At 37.9% G+C, this 16,442-nt stretch carries 16 protein-coding genes; 12 read left to right on the top strand and 4 right to left on the bottom strand.

Features of this window, described 5'->3' with window-relative positions:
* Nucleotides 1-285 precede the first annotated feature (285 nt).
* From AC0KSB_RS04480 to AC0KSB_RS04455, 6 genes are all read left to right on the top strand, one after another.
* A complete protein-coding gene (locus AC0KSB_RS04480) occupies nt 286-1,200 on the top strand; it encodes a helix-turn-helix domain-containing protein (protein WP_472307018.1) in 915 nt (304 codons plus the stop codon).
* Nucleotides 1,201-1,307: 107 nt separating this feature from the next.
* Complete coding sequence (locus AC0KSB_RS04475) at nt 1,308-2,420, top strand: Gfo/Idh/MocA family protein (RefSeq protein ID WP_472307017.1); 1,113 nt, start codon at nt 1,308-1,310, stop codon at nt 2,418-2,420.
* 10 nt (nt 2,421-2,430) lie between these two features.
* Complete coding sequence (locus tag AC0KSB_RS04470) at nt 2,431-3,333, top strand: sugar phosphate isomerase/epimerase family protein (protein WP_472307016.1); 903 nt, start codon at nt 2,431-2,433, stop codon at nt 3,331-3,333.
* Between the two features lie 40 nt (nt 3,334-3,373).
* Nucleotides 3,374-4,627 (top strand): uroporphyrinogen decarboxylase family protein, encoded by a 1,254-nt coding sequence (locus tag AC0KSB_RS04465; RefSeq protein WP_472307015.1) that lies wholly within the window; start codon nt 3,374-3,376, stop codon nt 4,625-4,627.
* A gap of 53 nt (nt 4,628-4,680) precedes the next feature.
* Entirely contained in the window at nt 4,681-5,955 is a 1,275-nt protein-coding gene (locus AC0KSB_RS04460; protein WP_472307014.1) for a hexokinase family protein, read from the top strand.
* A gap of 20 nt (nt 5,956-5,975) precedes the next feature.
* Nucleotides 5,976-7,124 carry a Gfo/Idh/MocA family protein gene (locus tag AC0KSB_RS04455; RefSeq protein ID WP_472307013.1) on the top strand — a complete coding sequence of 383 codons (1,149 nt, stop codon included), beginning with the start codon at nt 5,976-5,978 and terminating at the stop codon, nt 7,122-7,124.
* A gap of 92 nt (nt 7,125-7,216) precedes the next feature.
* Here the strand turns inward: AC0KSB_RS04455 and AC0KSB_RS04450 are convergent, their stop codons facing one another.
* Nucleotides 7,217-7,840: an HAD family hydrolase gene (locus AC0KSB_RS04450; protein ID WP_472307012.1), complete on the bottom strand. Its 624-nt coding sequence runs from the start codon at nt 7,838-7,840 to the stop codon at nt 7,217-7,219.
* A gap of 160 nt (nt 7,841-8,000) precedes the next feature.
* Here AC0KSB_RS04450 and AC0KSB_RS04445 point away from each other — a divergent pair, with 160 nt between their 5' ends.
* Entirely contained in the window at nt 8,001-8,144 is a 144-nt protein-coding gene (locus AC0KSB_RS04445) for a hypothetical protein (protein WP_472307011.1), read from the top strand.
* 121 nt (nt 8,145-8,265) lie between these two features.
* Here AC0KSB_RS04445 and hflC read toward each other — a convergent pair whose 3' ends face one another.
* The 3 genes from hflC to AC0KSB_RS04430 form a co-directional block, all read right to left on the bottom strand.
* Complete coding sequence (hflC, locus tag AC0KSB_RS04440; protein ID WP_472307010.1) at nt 8,266-9,201, bottom strand: protease modulator HflC; 936 nt, start codon at nt 9,199-9,201, stop codon at nt 8,266-8,268.
* Complete coding sequence (gene hflK, locus AC0KSB_RS04435) at nt 9,198-10,190, bottom strand: FtsH protease activity modulator HflK (protein WP_472307009.1); 993 nt, start codon at nt 10,188-10,190, stop codon at nt 9,198-9,200. Before hflK ends, hflC begins: the two co-directional genes overlap by 4 nt.
* An 89-nt stretch (nt 10,191-10,279) precedes the next feature.
* The gene (locus AC0KSB_RS04430) at nt 10,280-11,818 is read right to left on the bottom strand and encodes a histidine kinase N-terminal 7TM domain-containing diguanylate cyclase (RefSeq protein WP_472307008.1); all 1,539 of its coding nucleotides are present in this window, start codon (nt 11,816-11,818) and stop codon (nt 10,280-10,282) included.
* A gap of 259 nt (nt 11,819-12,077) precedes the next feature.
* On the opposite strand from AC0KSB_RS04430, the gene AC0KSB_RS04425 reads away from it, so the two are divergent.
* The 5 genes from AC0KSB_RS04425 to guaA all read left to right on the top strand — a co-directional run bounded on the left by AC0KSB_RS04425 (nt 12,078) and on the right by guaA (nt 16,419).
* A complete protein-coding gene (locus tag AC0KSB_RS04425; protein ID WP_472307007.1) occupies nt 12,078-12,608 on the top strand; it encodes an RNA polymerase sigma factor in 531 nt (176 codons plus the stop codon).
* 4 nt (nt 12,609-12,612) lie between these two features.
* On the top strand, nt 12,613-13,299 hold the full coding sequence (locus AC0KSB_RS04420; RefSeq protein ID WP_472307006.1) for a DUF4367 domain-containing protein: 687 nt from the start codon (nt 12,613-12,615) through the stop codon (nt 13,297-13,299).
* A 117-nt stretch (nt 13,300-13,416) separates the two neighbouring features.
* Nucleotides 13,417-14,106 (top strand): flavodoxin family protein, encoded by a 690-nt coding sequence (locus AC0KSB_RS04415; RefSeq protein ID WP_472307005.1) that lies wholly within the window; start codon nt 13,417-13,419, stop codon nt 14,104-14,106.
* A gap of 36 nt (nt 14,107-14,142) precedes the next feature.
* Entirely contained in the window at nt 14,143-15,054 is a 912-nt protein-coding gene (locus AC0KSB_RS04410) for a ketopantoate reductase family protein (protein WP_472307004.1), read from the top strand.
* 75 nt (nt 15,055-15,129) lie between these two features.
* Nucleotides 15,130-16,419: a glutamine-hydrolyzing GMP synthase gene (gene guaA / locus AC0KSB_RS04405; protein WP_472307003.1), complete on the top strand. Its 1,290-nt coding sequence runs from the start codon at nt 15,130-15,132 to the stop codon at nt 16,417-16,419.
* Nucleotides 16,420-16,442 lie beyond the last annotated feature (23 nt).

Below are 16,442 nucleotides of genomic sequence, written 5' to 3'. Positions count from 1 at the left end.
TTAACCAGAAATTATAGGCATATATACAAAAAAGAAACACAAATACACAAAGATAAAAAACAGGCGCAAAATTCAACAATCAGGCAATAAGTTATAGTGACCAAAAAATTATATTGAATGAATTCTGAAAGTACAATTTTTCAAAAAAAAAATTGTAAATTGCAACTTTTTAGATTGAAACACATTTGATTAATTATTATATTGAGATATACTAAAAACAAATATTTGAAACAATACACAATGAAACAAATCTTGTAAAAAAATGTTATTGGGAATAGTGTGACTATGAGTGATAATCAATTTGATGCAAACAAATTTCATAAGAAAAATTTTAATGTATCACCTACCGAGCCTATTCTAGTTATCAATGACTTTTATTCTGACAAAAGCGAAAATTTTTACGATATTCACTACGAATACGAAGTCGGAATTGTAGTGAAAGGTACAGTGACGAGGAAGTATAAGGGTAAGCAAAAGACTTTGTTGCCGGGTGAGGTTTGGGTAACTGGTATATGGGAACCGCACGGATTTGAACTGGAGGAAATCCCCAGTGAAATGGTTGTCTTTATATTGTCTCCAGAAAGTATTGGCAAAATTTTACCTATGGGGTTTAACTGGATAAAAATATTCTCACAGGACAGCAGCTCCATCCCTAGTATCGATGAAAAATACAGGCAACCCATACTTGATGCGTGTAATGAGCTCAAGAAAGTTGTGAAGCACAGATCAGAGATATCGTTAGCATGGAAAGCCAACATTCTGACGAAGATACTGTTGTATATGGTTGAAAGTAATATGGATTTGTATGGAAAACTGCACCAACATTCCGGTGATATTGTAGAACATGATGTGATTAGACAAGTGGTAAACCTCATATTCAGTACACATGGTATGGTCACAGTAGGTGAAGCTGCCAGAAGATCAATGATGAGTACGAGTCATTTTTCGAGGTTGTTTAAAAAAGTGACAGGTGTAACATTCGCAAAATTTGCCCTTGGTCACCGTATCAAGCAGTCTGCAATTGAGTTAGCTGATACAAATGAACACATTAAAAAAATTGCCACCGATTGGGGCTTTATTGACTCGAGTCACTATACAAAAACTTTTGAAAAGTATTTTGGGGTTTCCCCATCAAAGTTTCGTCAACAAAGCAAAGAGATAAAAAAAACAAGAGGTTTTACGACAACGAATAGTATATAAGTGGTTCGTAATCGTTTTTATAAAAGCTGTAGGGTAAACGCTGAATATCTCATATTGTTAGTGTTCTTTGTTAATTTGTGCAATTTGGAGGATAGGAGGATAATTAAATGACCAATTTAGCTGGATTAATCAAGGAAATTGAAGCAGCGACACTTCCATCACTTCCATACAAAAGAGACTACAAGATTGGCTGTGTTGGTGCAGGATTTATCATGAGTGACTGTCATCTCGTAGCATACAAAAATGTCGGCTTTAGTCCATATGCTATCGCATCCCGAACGAAAAAAAAAGCCGAAGAGGTGGCTAGGGCAAGAGGTGTGGGAAAAGTCTATGATACATGGCAGGAAATGCTCTGTGATAAGCAGATTGATGTTCTGGATATTGCATATCCTCCGCATCTGCAAAAACAAATAGTAAAGGAAGCCTGCAAGTATCCGCACATAAAAGGAATATTATGTCAAAAACCGATTGCGATGAGTCTAGAAGAAGCAAAGGATATTATGCAGTTTTGTAAACAAGCGGGCAAAAAAGTGGCTGTAAATTCCAATATGCGATATGACCAGTCTATGCGAGCACTAAAATATGTCATAGATAGTGGTTATCTTGGTGATATTGTCCTAGCAACGATTGAAATGAGGGCGATTCCGCATTGGCAAGAATTTTTAAAAGCGTATGATAAACTGGAAATATTTGGTATGGGCATACACCATATAGATATATTTCGGTATCTTTTTGGGGATCCCCAAAAAATCACATGCGTTTGCAGAACTGATCCGAGAAGCAATTTTCCTCACTGCGATGGAATCACGCAATATACATTCCAGTATGAAAGTGGTCTGATGGCTACAAGCCTTGATGATGTTTGGGCATACCCCAATGAAAAATGTGAAAAAGATATGTATATAAAGTGGCGCGTCGAGGGTATGGAAGGAATAGCGACAGGTACAATCGGTTGGCCGCTTTATCCTGAACGCAGCCCTAGTACTTTTAAGATGACATGCAGTCAGTTTCCCAATCAATGGATTGAGCCAAAGTGGGATACGGTATGGTTTCCTGACGCTTTTGCCGGAACAATGGCGGGTTTGTTAAACGCAATTGAAACCAATGGTGAGCCAGATATTTCTGCGGAGGACAACATAAAAACCATTGCTTGTGTGGATGCTTGTTATAAATCAATCGAATTTGAAAAAGTGGTGTATCTCAAAGATGTTTTGGGCTAGGAGGTTTGTGATGTTACAGGTAGGTATATTTACAGGATATTATAACAATACACTTAACGATACGATTAAGAAGATTAAGCAAGATGGTTTTTCATGTGTTCAGCTTGACCTGTCTTTTAAAGACTTCGATGTTGTCAGAGATGAGGTAACATTAGATAAATGCAAAAGAGTCAGCGATGCGTTCAGAGATGCAAATTTGCCCATAGTTGCTCTCTCTGCATATACAAACTTTATTCATCCTGATCCAGACAAGCGAAAAGCAAACATTGCGTATATTAAAACAATGTTTAGATTTGCCAGAGCACTGGGAACTTCATACGTGGCCAGCGAAACAGGCACATATAACGCAGAAAGTGACTGGGTATGGCATGATGATAACGCAACTGACAAGGTCTATCAGCAAACGTGCGAAATTATAAGAGAGCTGACAGACTATGCTGCTGACTGGGGCGCTGAATTTATTATCGAAAACTATGTTAACAATGTGATAGGAAGCGTTGAACAGGTAAGACAACTATTCAAAGATGTGAATGCAAAGAATATGGGACTGGTCTGCGACCCGACCAACTATTTTTGCGATAGTAACATCGACAATGTAGATAGTGAACTCAACAGGATTTTTGACGAACTTTCGCCTTTTATGAAAATTGCACATGCGAAGGACTGTAAGAGGGCTCAATCCGCCGAAGAGAAACATTCCACTATAGACGCAAAAGAAGATAAAACATTCAGAGGAAGTGGTGCTGTGGAGCTTCCTGCGGCAGGTCTTGGTGTGCTGAACTATGATCTTTATTTTGAGCGTCTGTCAAAGGACCATTCAAATATGCCGCTGATTATTGAACATCTTGATGCGGGAGATATCCCAAGAGCAAAAAGATTTATTGACGAGAAGTTGAAAAAAGGAACTTTCTAGAATTCAGGCAAAAGCAACTTAAAGACTGTGAGGTACTGCAATGAGTTCAAAACAAAGGGTGATTGATGCAATCAATCACAAGGCCGGCAAAGTGCCGTTGGACATAGGGTCTTCGCCCACAAGTGGTATCCATGTAAAGCCGCTGGAAGCTTTAAGAGAGTATTACGGGTTGGAGAAAAAACCAGTAACGGTTATTGAACCTTTTCAAATGTTGGGTTTAGTAGAAGATGATTTGAAAGAAGCGATGGGTATTGATACTGATCTGCTGTGGAACCCCAACACTCTGTTTGGCAATTTTAATGAAGAATTCAAAGAATGGAAAACACCATGGGGGCAGATTGTTTTGGTCAGTGAAGACTTTGTTGTTGATGAAACTGAAGGGGTTATACGTGTATATGCGCAAGGAGATAAAAACTATGAGCCGTCAGCAGCAATTGCAAAAGGCGGATATTTCTTTGATGCGTGTATCAGAGATACAAATTTTGACGAAGACAATCTCAAAGTCGAAGATAATACCGAGGAGTTTGCACATATTGATGAGAGAACGCTTCATTATTTGAGAAAAGAAGTGGAAAAGAAGGCTGACTGCTCGAATGCGGTTGTAGGTAATTTCGGTGGCACCGGAATTGGCGACATTGGTCTGGTTCCAGCAATGTCATTAAAAAAACCAAAAGGAATAAGGGATGTTTCCGAGTGGTATATGGCCACGATTACACAGCAAGATTTTCTACATCAAGTTTTTACATATCAGATCGATGTAGCGATTGAAAACCTGCAAAAGGTATGGGATATTGTCGGACAAAGCGTTCAGGTTGCGTATATTTGCGGAAATGATTTTGGAACGCAAAACGCACCATTTTGTTCCGCTGAAACTTTCGAAGCGTTGTATATGCCGCACTACAAGCGTATAAACAAGTGGATTCATAAAAACACTACTTGGAAGACATTTAAGCATTCTTGCGGATCAATAGAGCCACTGATTCCCTGCCTGATTGAAGCGGGATTCGACATATTAAATCCGGTTCAATGGAGTGCACATAACATGGATAGGCATCATCTGAAAAAAAAGTTTGGCAGTGATATCGTTTTCTGGGGTGGCGGTATTAATACTCAAAGAACACTTCCATTCGGTACACCCAAGGAAGTCGAAGCGGAGGCACTTGAATGCTGTGACATTTTTGCCAAAGACGGCGGTTTTGTGTTCAATACGATTCACAATATAACGGCGGAAGTGCCCGCCGAAAACATTGCTGCTCTTGCAAAGGCGGTGCGACGCTTTAATGGCGAGCAATAAGTGACAATCATTCTGACACAAAATTGCAATAAAGTTAAAGGGGAGCTTGAAAATTGGGCGATATTTTGGATCGAGCACTACGTTTTCTTGAAGAAAACGGTTTGGAGTACAAAGACTTCGATTTTGAAAAAGAAATTAAACGGTTCATCAGTCAAATGGAACTGGGACTTATCTCGGATAAAGGTTTGCCTATGGTGCCGACTTATATCGAGGGCAGGCTGCATCCAGAAAAAGGGGGCAAGGCGATTGCTGTTGATGTAGGCGGAACCAATCTTCGAGTCGCGTTATTAGAGCTTACAGGCCTTAAAACAAAAATCATCAAGATTAAAAAAGCGCCTATATTGGGAAAAGACGAGCCGGTAAGCTTCTATGCGTTTATCGATAATCTGGTGGATAATATTGAACCTTATTTATGTTACAGCAAAACCATATGCTTTTCATTTGCTCATCAGATCAACCATAACAATGATATGGATGGTAGTGTTTCAGACTTGTCAAAAGAAATTGAGATAACCGATATCAGCGGAAAACCACTGGCAAGCAGTCTGAGGAAGGCAATCAAACAAAGAACTGGTGAAGATGTCAAGGTAATATTAATCAATGATACGGTTGGTGTTGCAGGGGCGATGCTGCAGCTTGAAGACGCTTTTCAGAATTACTTTGGAGTTGTGATGGGAACCGGGGTAAATGCTTGCTATATTGAAAAGGCAGAAAACATAAAAAAGATAGATGATGCAGCAACTAAGACTATGTTTATCAATGTTGAGTCAGGCAGCTATGTGCCCTCAACGATCAGTATAATAGATCAGGAATTCGATGCTACCACCAGTATGCCGAATACAGCTGTTTTGGAAAAGATGGTTTCCGGCGAGTATTTGGGAAAATTGTTCTTTTATTTGATACAGAAGGCCTGTGATAGTCATCTGTTTTCTAAGGGGTTTTGTGAAAAACTTCAAAAGCACAGTACGCTAGGAACAAAGGATTTAAGTTCGTTTTTTGAAGACCGTACAAGCGGGATATACAGCCAGATTTATTCAAGTGAGAACGATAGGGATATGCTTTTCTTTTTTGCAAAATGCCTGATAGAAAGAGCGGCCGCGCTAGTAAGTATAAAAATACTCGCTATTTCAAAAAAAATATATCAACCGATTGAAACCCCGATATGCGTCATTGTTGAAGGTGCAACCTTTTATGGACTAAAAGGATTTCAGGAAATGGTGAAGAAAAATATATCAGAACATTCAAATGGTATGGAGATCCAGTTGTATAATGTTCAAGAGGCTGCATTGATAGGAATTGGTAACGTTGGTTTGGCTTTTGCAAAATGATTAAAACGGAGGATGTTTTGATGGGAAAATTAAAAATTGGAGTTATTGGAACTGGGTTTATCGGGCCTGTACATATAGAGGCTGTTAAACGTACTGGGTTGGCCGATGTGATTGCACTTGCGGATGTGGATGATAAAACAGCAGTGGCAAAAGCAAAAGAACTAGATATTCCCAAAGCGTACGGAGATTATCGTATGCTGCTGGCCGACGAGAATATTGACGTTGTTCATATTTGTACGCCGAATCACCTGCATTACCAAATGTCAAAAGAAGCTATGGAAGCAGGTAAGCATGTTGTCTGTGAGAAGCCTTTAGCGATGAAAAGCGAAGAGGCACAGACACTGATCCAACTTGCGCGGGCAAAAGGTCTTACCAATTCTGTTCACTTTAATCTCAGATTTTATCCGATTATGCATCAGGCAAAAGCAATGATTGAAAGCGGTGAACTGGGCGAAATTTTTGCGGTTAATGGTTCCTATCAACAGGACTGGCTATTCTATCAGACCGATTATAACTGGCGCCTCGAACCTAAGTACAGCGGAGAAAGCCGTGCAATCGCCGATATAGGATCTCACTGGTTTGATTTGGTGGAGTTTGTCACTGGATTAAAAACCAAGAAAGTATGTGCAGATTTTGCGACGTTTCACCCTGTCAGAAAAAAACCACTGAAACCGGTAGAGACGTATTCAGGGAAAATGCTCAAACCAGAGGACTATGCGGATATTGATATTAACACTGAGGATTATGCGACAGTGTTGATTAATTTTGATGGAAAGGCACATGGAAGCCTTACGGTAAATCAGGTGGCGGCAGGGCGAAAAAACAGGCTGTTTTTAGAAATATATGGCAGTAAAAAATCGATGGTCTTTAACTCTGAGCGCTGTAATGAGCTTTGGATTGGCAACAGAGACGGCGCCAATCAGTTGCTCATGAAAGATCCGTCATTGATGCTGGAGGAAGCCAGAAACATAATCAGCTATCCGGGCGGACACAATGAAGGGTTTGCAGATACATCCAAGCAGCTTTTCAAGAAGATATACAGATATATACTAGACGGTGGCTGCGGTTCGATTGACTTTCCGACCTTTGAAGCAGGTGCAAGAGAACTGGTTATTTGTGAGAGAATTGTTGAATCTGCCCTGATGGAAACATGGAGAATTGTAGAATAGCAACTATTGAACGGCTGCAAGTTCGAGAAACTGCAGCCGTTTTAATCATTTAAAAAGTTGTAAGAAGCTGGAAAATAAATCGCTGACTTATTCTATCGATCGCAAAATTTTAATAGTTCCTCAGGCGAAGAAAAAGTATAGTCTGCATCAGGAACCAAAACAGATGACTGGTTCCAGTTCATAAATCCAGAAGCAAAACCAGCCGCATTTGCACATTGAATATCTGTTGGCATATCACCAATATAAAGGCATTTATCAGGGTTTGCGCCGGATTCTTTTGCATAATAAAGAAGAGGTTCAGGATTTGGTTTGTGATTTAGCGTATCGTCTGCACAAACAACTAGATTAAATATATTTTCAAGATTGAATTTGCGAAAATAGTTTTCTAACTCCAATTTTTTTCGGGAAGTAACAACTCCAAGATGCAATCCGCTTGCTTTCATAGAAAGCAGCATATTTTCTGTGCCTTGAAAGAAAGTGGTCTGATCTGAAAATTTGCTATAACACTGCATCCACTTATTTTCAAAATTCTGATCTACCGAGGCATCAAGCAGTTCAAGAGCATTAAGCGTTGTAATTCCTAACACTATTTTCAATTTTTCAATAGAATACTTTAAACCATATGTTTCAAGTGTGTATTGCCAGGTTTTCAAAACAGCATTTTCGGTGTCTATAAGTGTTCCATCTAGATCAAAAACGATATGATTGTATTGCATAATTTCTCCTTTTTGTTTGATTATACTTATTAATCACAAGTATAATTATAACGAATAGAATGCGTTAGGTCTTCTTAATATGCGACATTAAATATAATTATTGCGACATAATTCGTTTGGTAGATTTGCGATGAATGAGAGACAAGGAAGGTAGACAGATATGTTATCAACAGTTACTGTAATTCCTTTAAATGATCAAAGAAAAGAAATCATTAAGCATGGAGTATCGGCTTTTCCTTGTCAGGCCTATATAGGAGTTACACCTAAACAGTATCAGAGAAATATACGTAATAACCGTTTTTGAGATAGAAAAACCTCCAAAATAGATTATCTAAATTTCCTTAGAACTTCTACTTTGGAGGAATCAAATTACTGATTGTTAACAGTCCTTAAATTTAACTGTTTGCTCTTATTGAATTGGCAGACTACTCATCTGTTTCAGGCACTTCAGGGTCAGGGGTCTGGGTACTTGTCTGGCTTTGTTCATTTAATCCCATCAGCAATTGGGCATAAGGAGAATCTATCGGCAACATGATGACGGGTTCTCCGTTAAATGATTTCTTATAACTTTCGAGTGTGCGATATAATTTGTAAAATTCAGGGTTTGCTCCGTAGGCTTGGTTATAGATACGGGCTGCTTCCTGTTCCCCCTCAGCCATAATTTGCTTAGCCTGTGCATCTGCTTCGGAAATGATAATATTAGCAGTACGATCAGCGGCAGATGTAATACGACGGGCTTCCTCGTCACCTTGTGAAAGATAACTTGCAGCTATAGATCTACGATCTGAAATCATACGGTTATAAACACTATCTTTATTTTCTTCAGGAAGGTCGGTTCTTTTGATGCGGACATCGATAATTTGTATTCCTGTATTACCGCCTTCCATGGCAAGCATAACTTCACGTTGGATTTCATCATTTAAATTGCCTCTTGCAGTCTCAGCGCTGATTATATCACCATATTCTGTAGCTGATAAACGTCTGCGAACAGCGTTATAAACTGCGGCATCAAGCCTTTGTTCAGCAGAGCTGATTGTCTGTAATGTCCTTAAAAATTGCTGGGCATTGTTGATTCTCCAAACAGTATAGTTATCTACAATAATCGGCTTTTGATCCAAAGTTAGTATAGGAGTTGCCGCACTATCGTATATCATCTGATATTTTGGCAAGGATGTGTTGGATTCAATAAACGGTATTTTAAGCTGCAGGCCAGGTTCGTCATAAATGCGAACGGCTTCTCCGAAGCGTAGAATAACGCGGAATTCACCTTCTCTGACAACAAATATCGAATTTAGCATAAGAATAATTAACAAAACTACAAAAGCTGCAATTGTCAAAAGTTTATTGCTTTTCTTTTTCATTCTGTGACACCTCCCTGTGTATTACGGTTAAGTAATTCATTTAATGGGAGGTACTGAACCGTGTTGCCATCTTCATTCGTTATAATGATTTTGGCATTGGGGTAGATCTGTTCAAGTGTTTCGACTACTAATCGATATTCTGTAATGTTTGGATTATTTTGATACTCTTCGTAAATAGCATTAAATTTTGCAACATCACCTGTGGCGGCGAATATTCTTTCTTCTTTTGTGGCTTCTGCTGCTTCGAGCAGTGCCTGTGCCTCGCCTCGGGCAACAGGAATTCTTTCATTTTCGTAACGGCGAGCTTCATTTACTTTTGTGTTTTGCTCTTCTCTAGCATTTGTTACATCCTTAAATGCTGCCTGCACTTCGCCACTGGGTGGTTCAATATCTTGGAAACGCAGAGCAATAATATGAATTCCTGACTGATAACGATCTTGCAGTTCCAGTAATTGTTCAGTTGCTCTTGCTTCGATTTCTGTTTTACCATCTGTTATGGCAAAGTCAAGGTTAGCAGACCCGATAACGCTTCTAATTGCCGCCGTAGTGGCATTTTGCAAAAACTCTTCGCCATTTGAAATATTGTAAAGATAATCTTTCACATTACTAATGCGCCATTCTACGATAGCATCAGCATGCACAATATTTTCATCACCTGTGATCATAAGTGCTTCGTCTTCTACAGAAATGACGGTTCCATCACTCGATGTACGAAAACCTATTTCAATTTTCTGAGTTAATTTGGCTGGTACTTTAACTATTCTTTGGATTGGGTAGGGAGCCTTGAAATATAATCCGGCATCCACTTGTTCATTTGTTAATTTGCCAAATGTTAAAATGGCAGCATGTTCCTGCTCTTCGACTGTATAAAACATAGTAGACCCAATAGCAAGAATTGCAACTACAATGACAGCGATTACAATTTTCTTTATTAAGCCTGCCGGAGCTGCAGGGATTTTCGGTTTGACATTTTTGTCAAAGTCTTCCATTAAGCTTTTCCTCCTTTTAGCGGATATGGTTTCGATTGCAAAAAAGTGCAATCAAATCAATTATACCATTAGCTAATGATTAGGGAAAATCAATACTTTCCATAGACCACTGTTTGATTTCTACCTTTATCCTTGGCTTTGTACATGGCGGCATCTGCACAGATTACCAGTTGATCCAAAGTTTGCGTGTGTTTTGAAAATCCTGCCACCCCAATGCTGATGGTTAAATTGATTTCATTGCCTGACCAATCTACTTTCAGCTTCTCAACCAGATGACGTAGTTGTTCTGCTTTGGAAAAAGCCTCATTAATATCTGTATTTATCATAAGCACAGCAAACTCTTCACCGCCAACTCGGCCGAAGATATCAGTTGAACGCAAGGTAGATCTAATAAGCTGGGCAATAGCCGTTAAAACACTATCTCCGCAGGTATGACCATAAGTGTCATTGATTATTTTGAAATGATCGATATCCATCATTAGCAAAGAAATTGACTCATCATAACGTATTGCCCGTTCGATTGCTTTTTCAGACTCTTCAACAAAGCTACGGCGATTATTTATTCCTGTTAGGCCATCTGTTTGAGCCATTTGCTTTAATTGCATTGTCAAATTTTCTCTTACAGTTACATCCTCTATAGATAATAAAATGCCTGCAATTTCATTGCTTTTACCGATGTTTTTTGAGGAAAACGCTATAAAATGATTTTCGTCCTCCACTTTTACGGTATATATACTTTGCTCCTTGGCATAAACACTCTGTAGTATATCTTTTCGACTGGCTAAAATCGTATTTAAATCTTTATAGTCAAGTTTTATATTAAACCAAGAAAAAAATCGAACGCTGGCTTCATTAAAGTCTTTGATAGTATTCTGTTTATCCATGAGAATTAAGCCTTTTGAGCTTTCTTCAAAAACTTTTTCCCTTGCCAATAATTTTAACTCCAAAAAATTATAACGTGAAAGAGCATAATTAATGAGCAGGGCACATGGAGGCAAAACGAGAGCAGTATAATCTATTCCCTGTTTGCCAGGATCAATTACGATTAATAAAAGCGAAATAAAAGGTATGAGCGATACTATAAAAAGCAATCTAAACTGTTTTTTTTCCAAATTGCTGCTTTTTATAAGTTTACGATGATAGAATGCTGTGCACATAATAAGAACAACTAAAATATAGGTCATTTGGACATAATACCAAGGGCCTTTGTCTAAAACTACGAAGGTAATATCGCCAACTTGTTTCAGTCCAACTCCAGAGTAATATAAACCATGCATAGAATTGGTTAATCGTAAAAAAAATGTTATTACAGGAATTGCAAATATTGCAGCCGTTATAGATCCCCAGGCTTTTTGGAGACGACCGGTAAAAAGCAAGCAGACTAATAACCAAAAAACAGGGAAAAAAGGAATGCCGAAATACTGAATCTGGTTCCAAAACATTCGGTCGCTTAATGATTCAACATTTATTTCTAAAAGATACCCTAGCATGTATATGTCTGCGGTTAAAGCAAGCAAACCAAAAGCTCTGCCAAAAGCTGACTTGCCTCTTGCATAAGAGTAGACAAACATGATAGACAGTAAAATAACACTGGCAAAAATATATATGCTTAAAATGATTTTAATCACATCATGCTCCTGTGCAAGTTAATAAATACCTGCAAATGTATTCTATTCTTCAATGACCAAATTTTAATCAAATTATTTTTGGATTTTTCTTTAATACTAACACATTCCAGTGCCTGCGCAATTAAAAAAAGTTGCTTTTTTTGATTTAAAATATATATAACCAACAAAGCTAATTTAATTGTCTATTAACTGAGCGATTTCGTGTAAAAAGTGCTACAATATTACCTGTTTATTATCACTCAGATATAATAGGTGAATTATGTTAAGTATATACCTTAGTCTAATAGAGTCTCAGGAAGATAAGGAAAAATTTGAGCAACTATACTATGCTTATCGTAAATTGATGAAGTATATTGCTCAAGGGATTTTACGCGATGAATATCTTGCTGAGGATGCTGTTCATAATGCTTTTATAAAGCTGACAAAATATATAAATAAATTTGGTGATATTTTTTGTCACAAAACCAAGAGTTTCATCGTTATAGTTATTGAGAGTGTTTCAAAAGACATGTATCGCAAAAGAAAAAAAGAGTATGCAGAAAGTTTTGACGAGTATGCAGATAGTCTGGTTACTGACGCTCCTGATTTTGCGAACCTTGATCTTGAGATTATCGTTTCGGTAATCAATGAACTTCCTGATATTTACAGAGAAGTCATGCTTTTGAAATATCTACACGATTATAGCGATAAGGAGATTGGCGATCTTTTAGATGTAAGCAATAGTGCGGTCAGAAAGCGTTTGGAACGTGCCAGGAAAATTATTGCAGACATTTTGAAGGTTGAGAATTAAGTGTATGAATTATTCAGAATTGGGCAGAAAAAATCTTAAAGAAGCTTTGCGTCTTCAACAAGAAAGATATTTGGCCACGCTCCCTAGTGAGGAAAAATTGCAGAAAGTAGTTTTTTCCGAAAAATTTGAGCGCAAAATGAATAAGTTAATCAGGGATCAGCGAAGATCCTATTATTTTTTGATTAATTCGGTTGGCAAAAAAATTGCCTGTCTAGTATTAATTATACTTTTAATGATGACAACTACCGTGTTTAGTGTGAAAGCACTAAGAGAACCATTTGTTAAATTTATAGTTGAAACTTATGATAAATTTACATCTGTTATTTTTAACAAAGAAGAAATTCCGGAAGATAGCACGCCGATATTGGCAGAGATTATTGTGCCTGAGTATATACCGGAAGGATATAGCATGGTATATAAAGAGGAGCTTATCTTGTCGTATTATTGCGAATACAAAAATGAGGAAGACTCAATTATTACCTATGATCAGTATATTCTAGGGAATACCCATTTGGGAATTGATACTGAAAATACAATAATTGAGAAGATTTTTGTCAATGAACTTGAAGCAATATATTATGAAAATAAAGGGTATAATACTATAATTTTCAGTAGTGACTCATACGGCTTTACCATTTCGGGAACCGTAGAAAAAAAAGAACTGCTGAAAATAGCAGAATCGCTTAAGTGATTCTACTGGTAAAGAAATCTGTAATCCGTGTATAATGTTTCCTGGAGAGTATTTTGCGAATGTTGTTACGAAAAAACGATATTGTTTTGGCAAACTACCGGCACGGAAGGAAAACATATGAAAATTACAGTCATTACGGGAACAGAAATCAAGGGTGTTACATACCGAATAAAGAATATCTTTCTGGATAATCTGCGAACAGGAAATGAAATTACTGAATTTTATCTTCCTAAGGATATGCCGGAATTTTGTTGCGGGTGCAAAAATTGTTTCCTTATCAGCGAATTAAAATGTCCCCATTCTAAAAAAACAATGCCAATTTGGAATGCGATAATTGAAGCTGATCTTATAGTTTTTGCAACTCCTGTTTATGCTCTGAGAGTTCCCGGGCAGGTAAAAGCTTTGCTTGATCATTTTTGCTGCCATTGGACAGTCCATAGGCCTGATGAGGCTATGCTGGACAAAAAAGCTGTTATCATAAGCAATAGTATTGGTGCTCCAAATGGTTCTGCACAAAAAGATATTAAAACCAGCCTTAACTGGCTGGGAGTATCTCATGTTAAAATGAGAGGGATTGGTCTTATGGAAGGAGTTGTTTGGGAAGAAATATCCGAAAAAAGGAGATTAAAGTTTGAAAAAAAAATAAATCAACTGGCAAGGAAATATATAAGTTCTTTTCGCGTTCGAAAAAGCTTGAAGGTAAGATTAATTTGGTTTATCAGTAGAAATCTACATAAAAACCTTGCCAAAAAAGAAAAAACTTTGTCCGCAGATAATCAGTACTGGCGAGATAAGGGCTGGATTTGAAATAAAAGTTTTATTAATATACACAGGAGAGTTGTTGTGATTATTCAAAAAGTTGCTGTTGTAGGAATGGGAGCTCTGGGATTAATGTATGGAGAGCTTCTTCAAGGGTATCTGGGAAGAGAAAATTTCTGCTATATCATGGATGCAGATAGATTCCAAAAAAACAAAAACAAGAGTTTTTATATAAACGGGAAAGAGCAAACCTTTGTTACAAAGGATTATAAAGATGCTGAAAAAGCAGATTTGATTATAATTGCCACAAAGTACAATGGCCTTACTTCTGCTCTTGATATAATTGAGAGTATTGTGGGCAGTCATACGGTAATTGTTTCCTTACTTAATGGCATTAGTAGTGAAAAAATAATTGCAGAGCGTTATGGAGATAAAAATCTGGTACCCTGCGTAGCTATAGGTATGGATGCTATGCGTGAAGATAATAGACTGCATTATACCAAGCAAGGAAAACTACAGATTGGAACTGCTAAACCACAGCAGCAAGAGGCGCTGCAGTCAGTTGTTCAATTATTCGACGCAGTCCAGATCCCTTATACTGTAGAAGAGGACATTCAACACGCTTTATGGGCAAAATTCTTGCTTAATGTTGGTGTTAATCAAACCTGTATGGTTTACGATACAACTTATGAGGGAGTCTTGAAAAATAAGGAAATATTTGAAACTATGTCTGCGGCAATGTACGAAGTAATTGCTATTGCACAGAAGGAAGGTGTTTCGCTTACCAAAAGCGATTATGATAGGTATATTAAAATTTTATACACATTAAATCCTGACGGCTATCCTTCGATGCGGCAAGATGCCTTGGCCAAAAGGTTGTCTGAAGTAGATTTGTTTGCCGGAACTGTCATTGAAATAGCATCAAGACATAATGTTCCTGTTCCTGTAAACGAAGCCTATTACAAAAAAATCAAGGACTTGGAAAGTAGTTATTAATTCCTACAATTAATTAATTCATTGTAGGAATTGAAAAATAGTCATTTTATATAAGTTATATGGGGGACAAGTGAAATGAAACAAGACATGATACTAATACTGGATCTGGGGAGTGATGAAAATGCCAGATTAGCACGTGAGATACGTGCAATGGGTGTCTATAGTGAGATTCATCCGCATGATATTACAGAGCAGGAAATTTCTGCACTGCCGAATATTCGCGGTATTATTCTAAATGGCGGCTTGAACAGAGTTGTTGAGGGGATTAGTATAGATGCTTCGGAAGCTGTATATAATAGTGAATTACCTATTTTACAGGTAGATCATAATGGTGCTAAAGCATGGTCGGAAGATAGCGGAGAAAGGCAAAAAGAAATCTCCGATTTTATTTTCAAAACATGTTCTGCTCAAACTAACTGGAATACTGAGAATTTTATTTCGGATCAGATTGATCTTATACGCAAACAGGTAGGAGATGGCAAAGTTCTGCTTGCTTTATCTGGTGGTGTAGACAGTTCGGTGGTTGCAGCACTTCTGGTTAAAGCCATCGGGGACCGTTTGACTTGCGTTCATGTCAATCATGGACTTATGCGTAAAGGTGAGTCAGAACAGGTAATTAAGATTTTTGGACAAGAGCTCGGTGTTAATCTGATTTACGTTGATGCGGTTGACCGCTTCCTTGATAAACTTACAAATATAAATGATCCTGAACAAAAAAGGATGATAATAGGCGAGGAATTTGTTCGAGTTTTCGAAGAAGAAGCTAGAAAGCTTAAAGGTATAGATTATCTTGGACAAGGCACAATTTATCCTGATATTATAGAAAGCGGTACAAAAACTGTAAAAGCAGTTAAAAGCCATCATAATGTCGGAGGTTTGCCGGAGGATTTGAAGTTTGAATTGGTAGAACCTGTCAAAATGTTGTTCAAAGATGAAGTTAGAGCTGTAGGTTCCGCGCTCGGTTTGCCTGATAGCATGGTTCATCGTCAGCCTTTTCCAGGTCCTGGTCTGGGAGTGCGTTGTCTTGGTGCAATTACAAGAGATCGTTTAGAAGCCGTCAGAGAATCTGATGCGATTTTGCATGAGGAACTCGAAAAAAATGATCTGGCAAAAAATATCTGGCAGTTTTTTGCTGTTGTTCCAGATTTTTGTTCTACTGGAGTAAAAGACGGCAAAAGAAGTTTTGAGTGGCCTGTTATTGTACGGGCTGTTAATACCATAGATGCAATGACCGCAGAGGTGCCTGAACTTCCATGGGCAGTGCTGCAGTCTATTACAAGTCGCATTACAAATGAAGTTACAGGTGTAAACAGAGTGTTATATGATTTAACGCCTAAACCTACTTCTACCATAGAGTGGGAATGATGGGTGAATAAGCTAAAATATCA

It is taken from the genome of Ercella succinigenes (assembly GCF_900002895.1).
The sequence above is the reverse complement of the archived record's forward strand: the minus strand, read 5'-3'. Positions and strand labels throughout refer to the sequence as shown.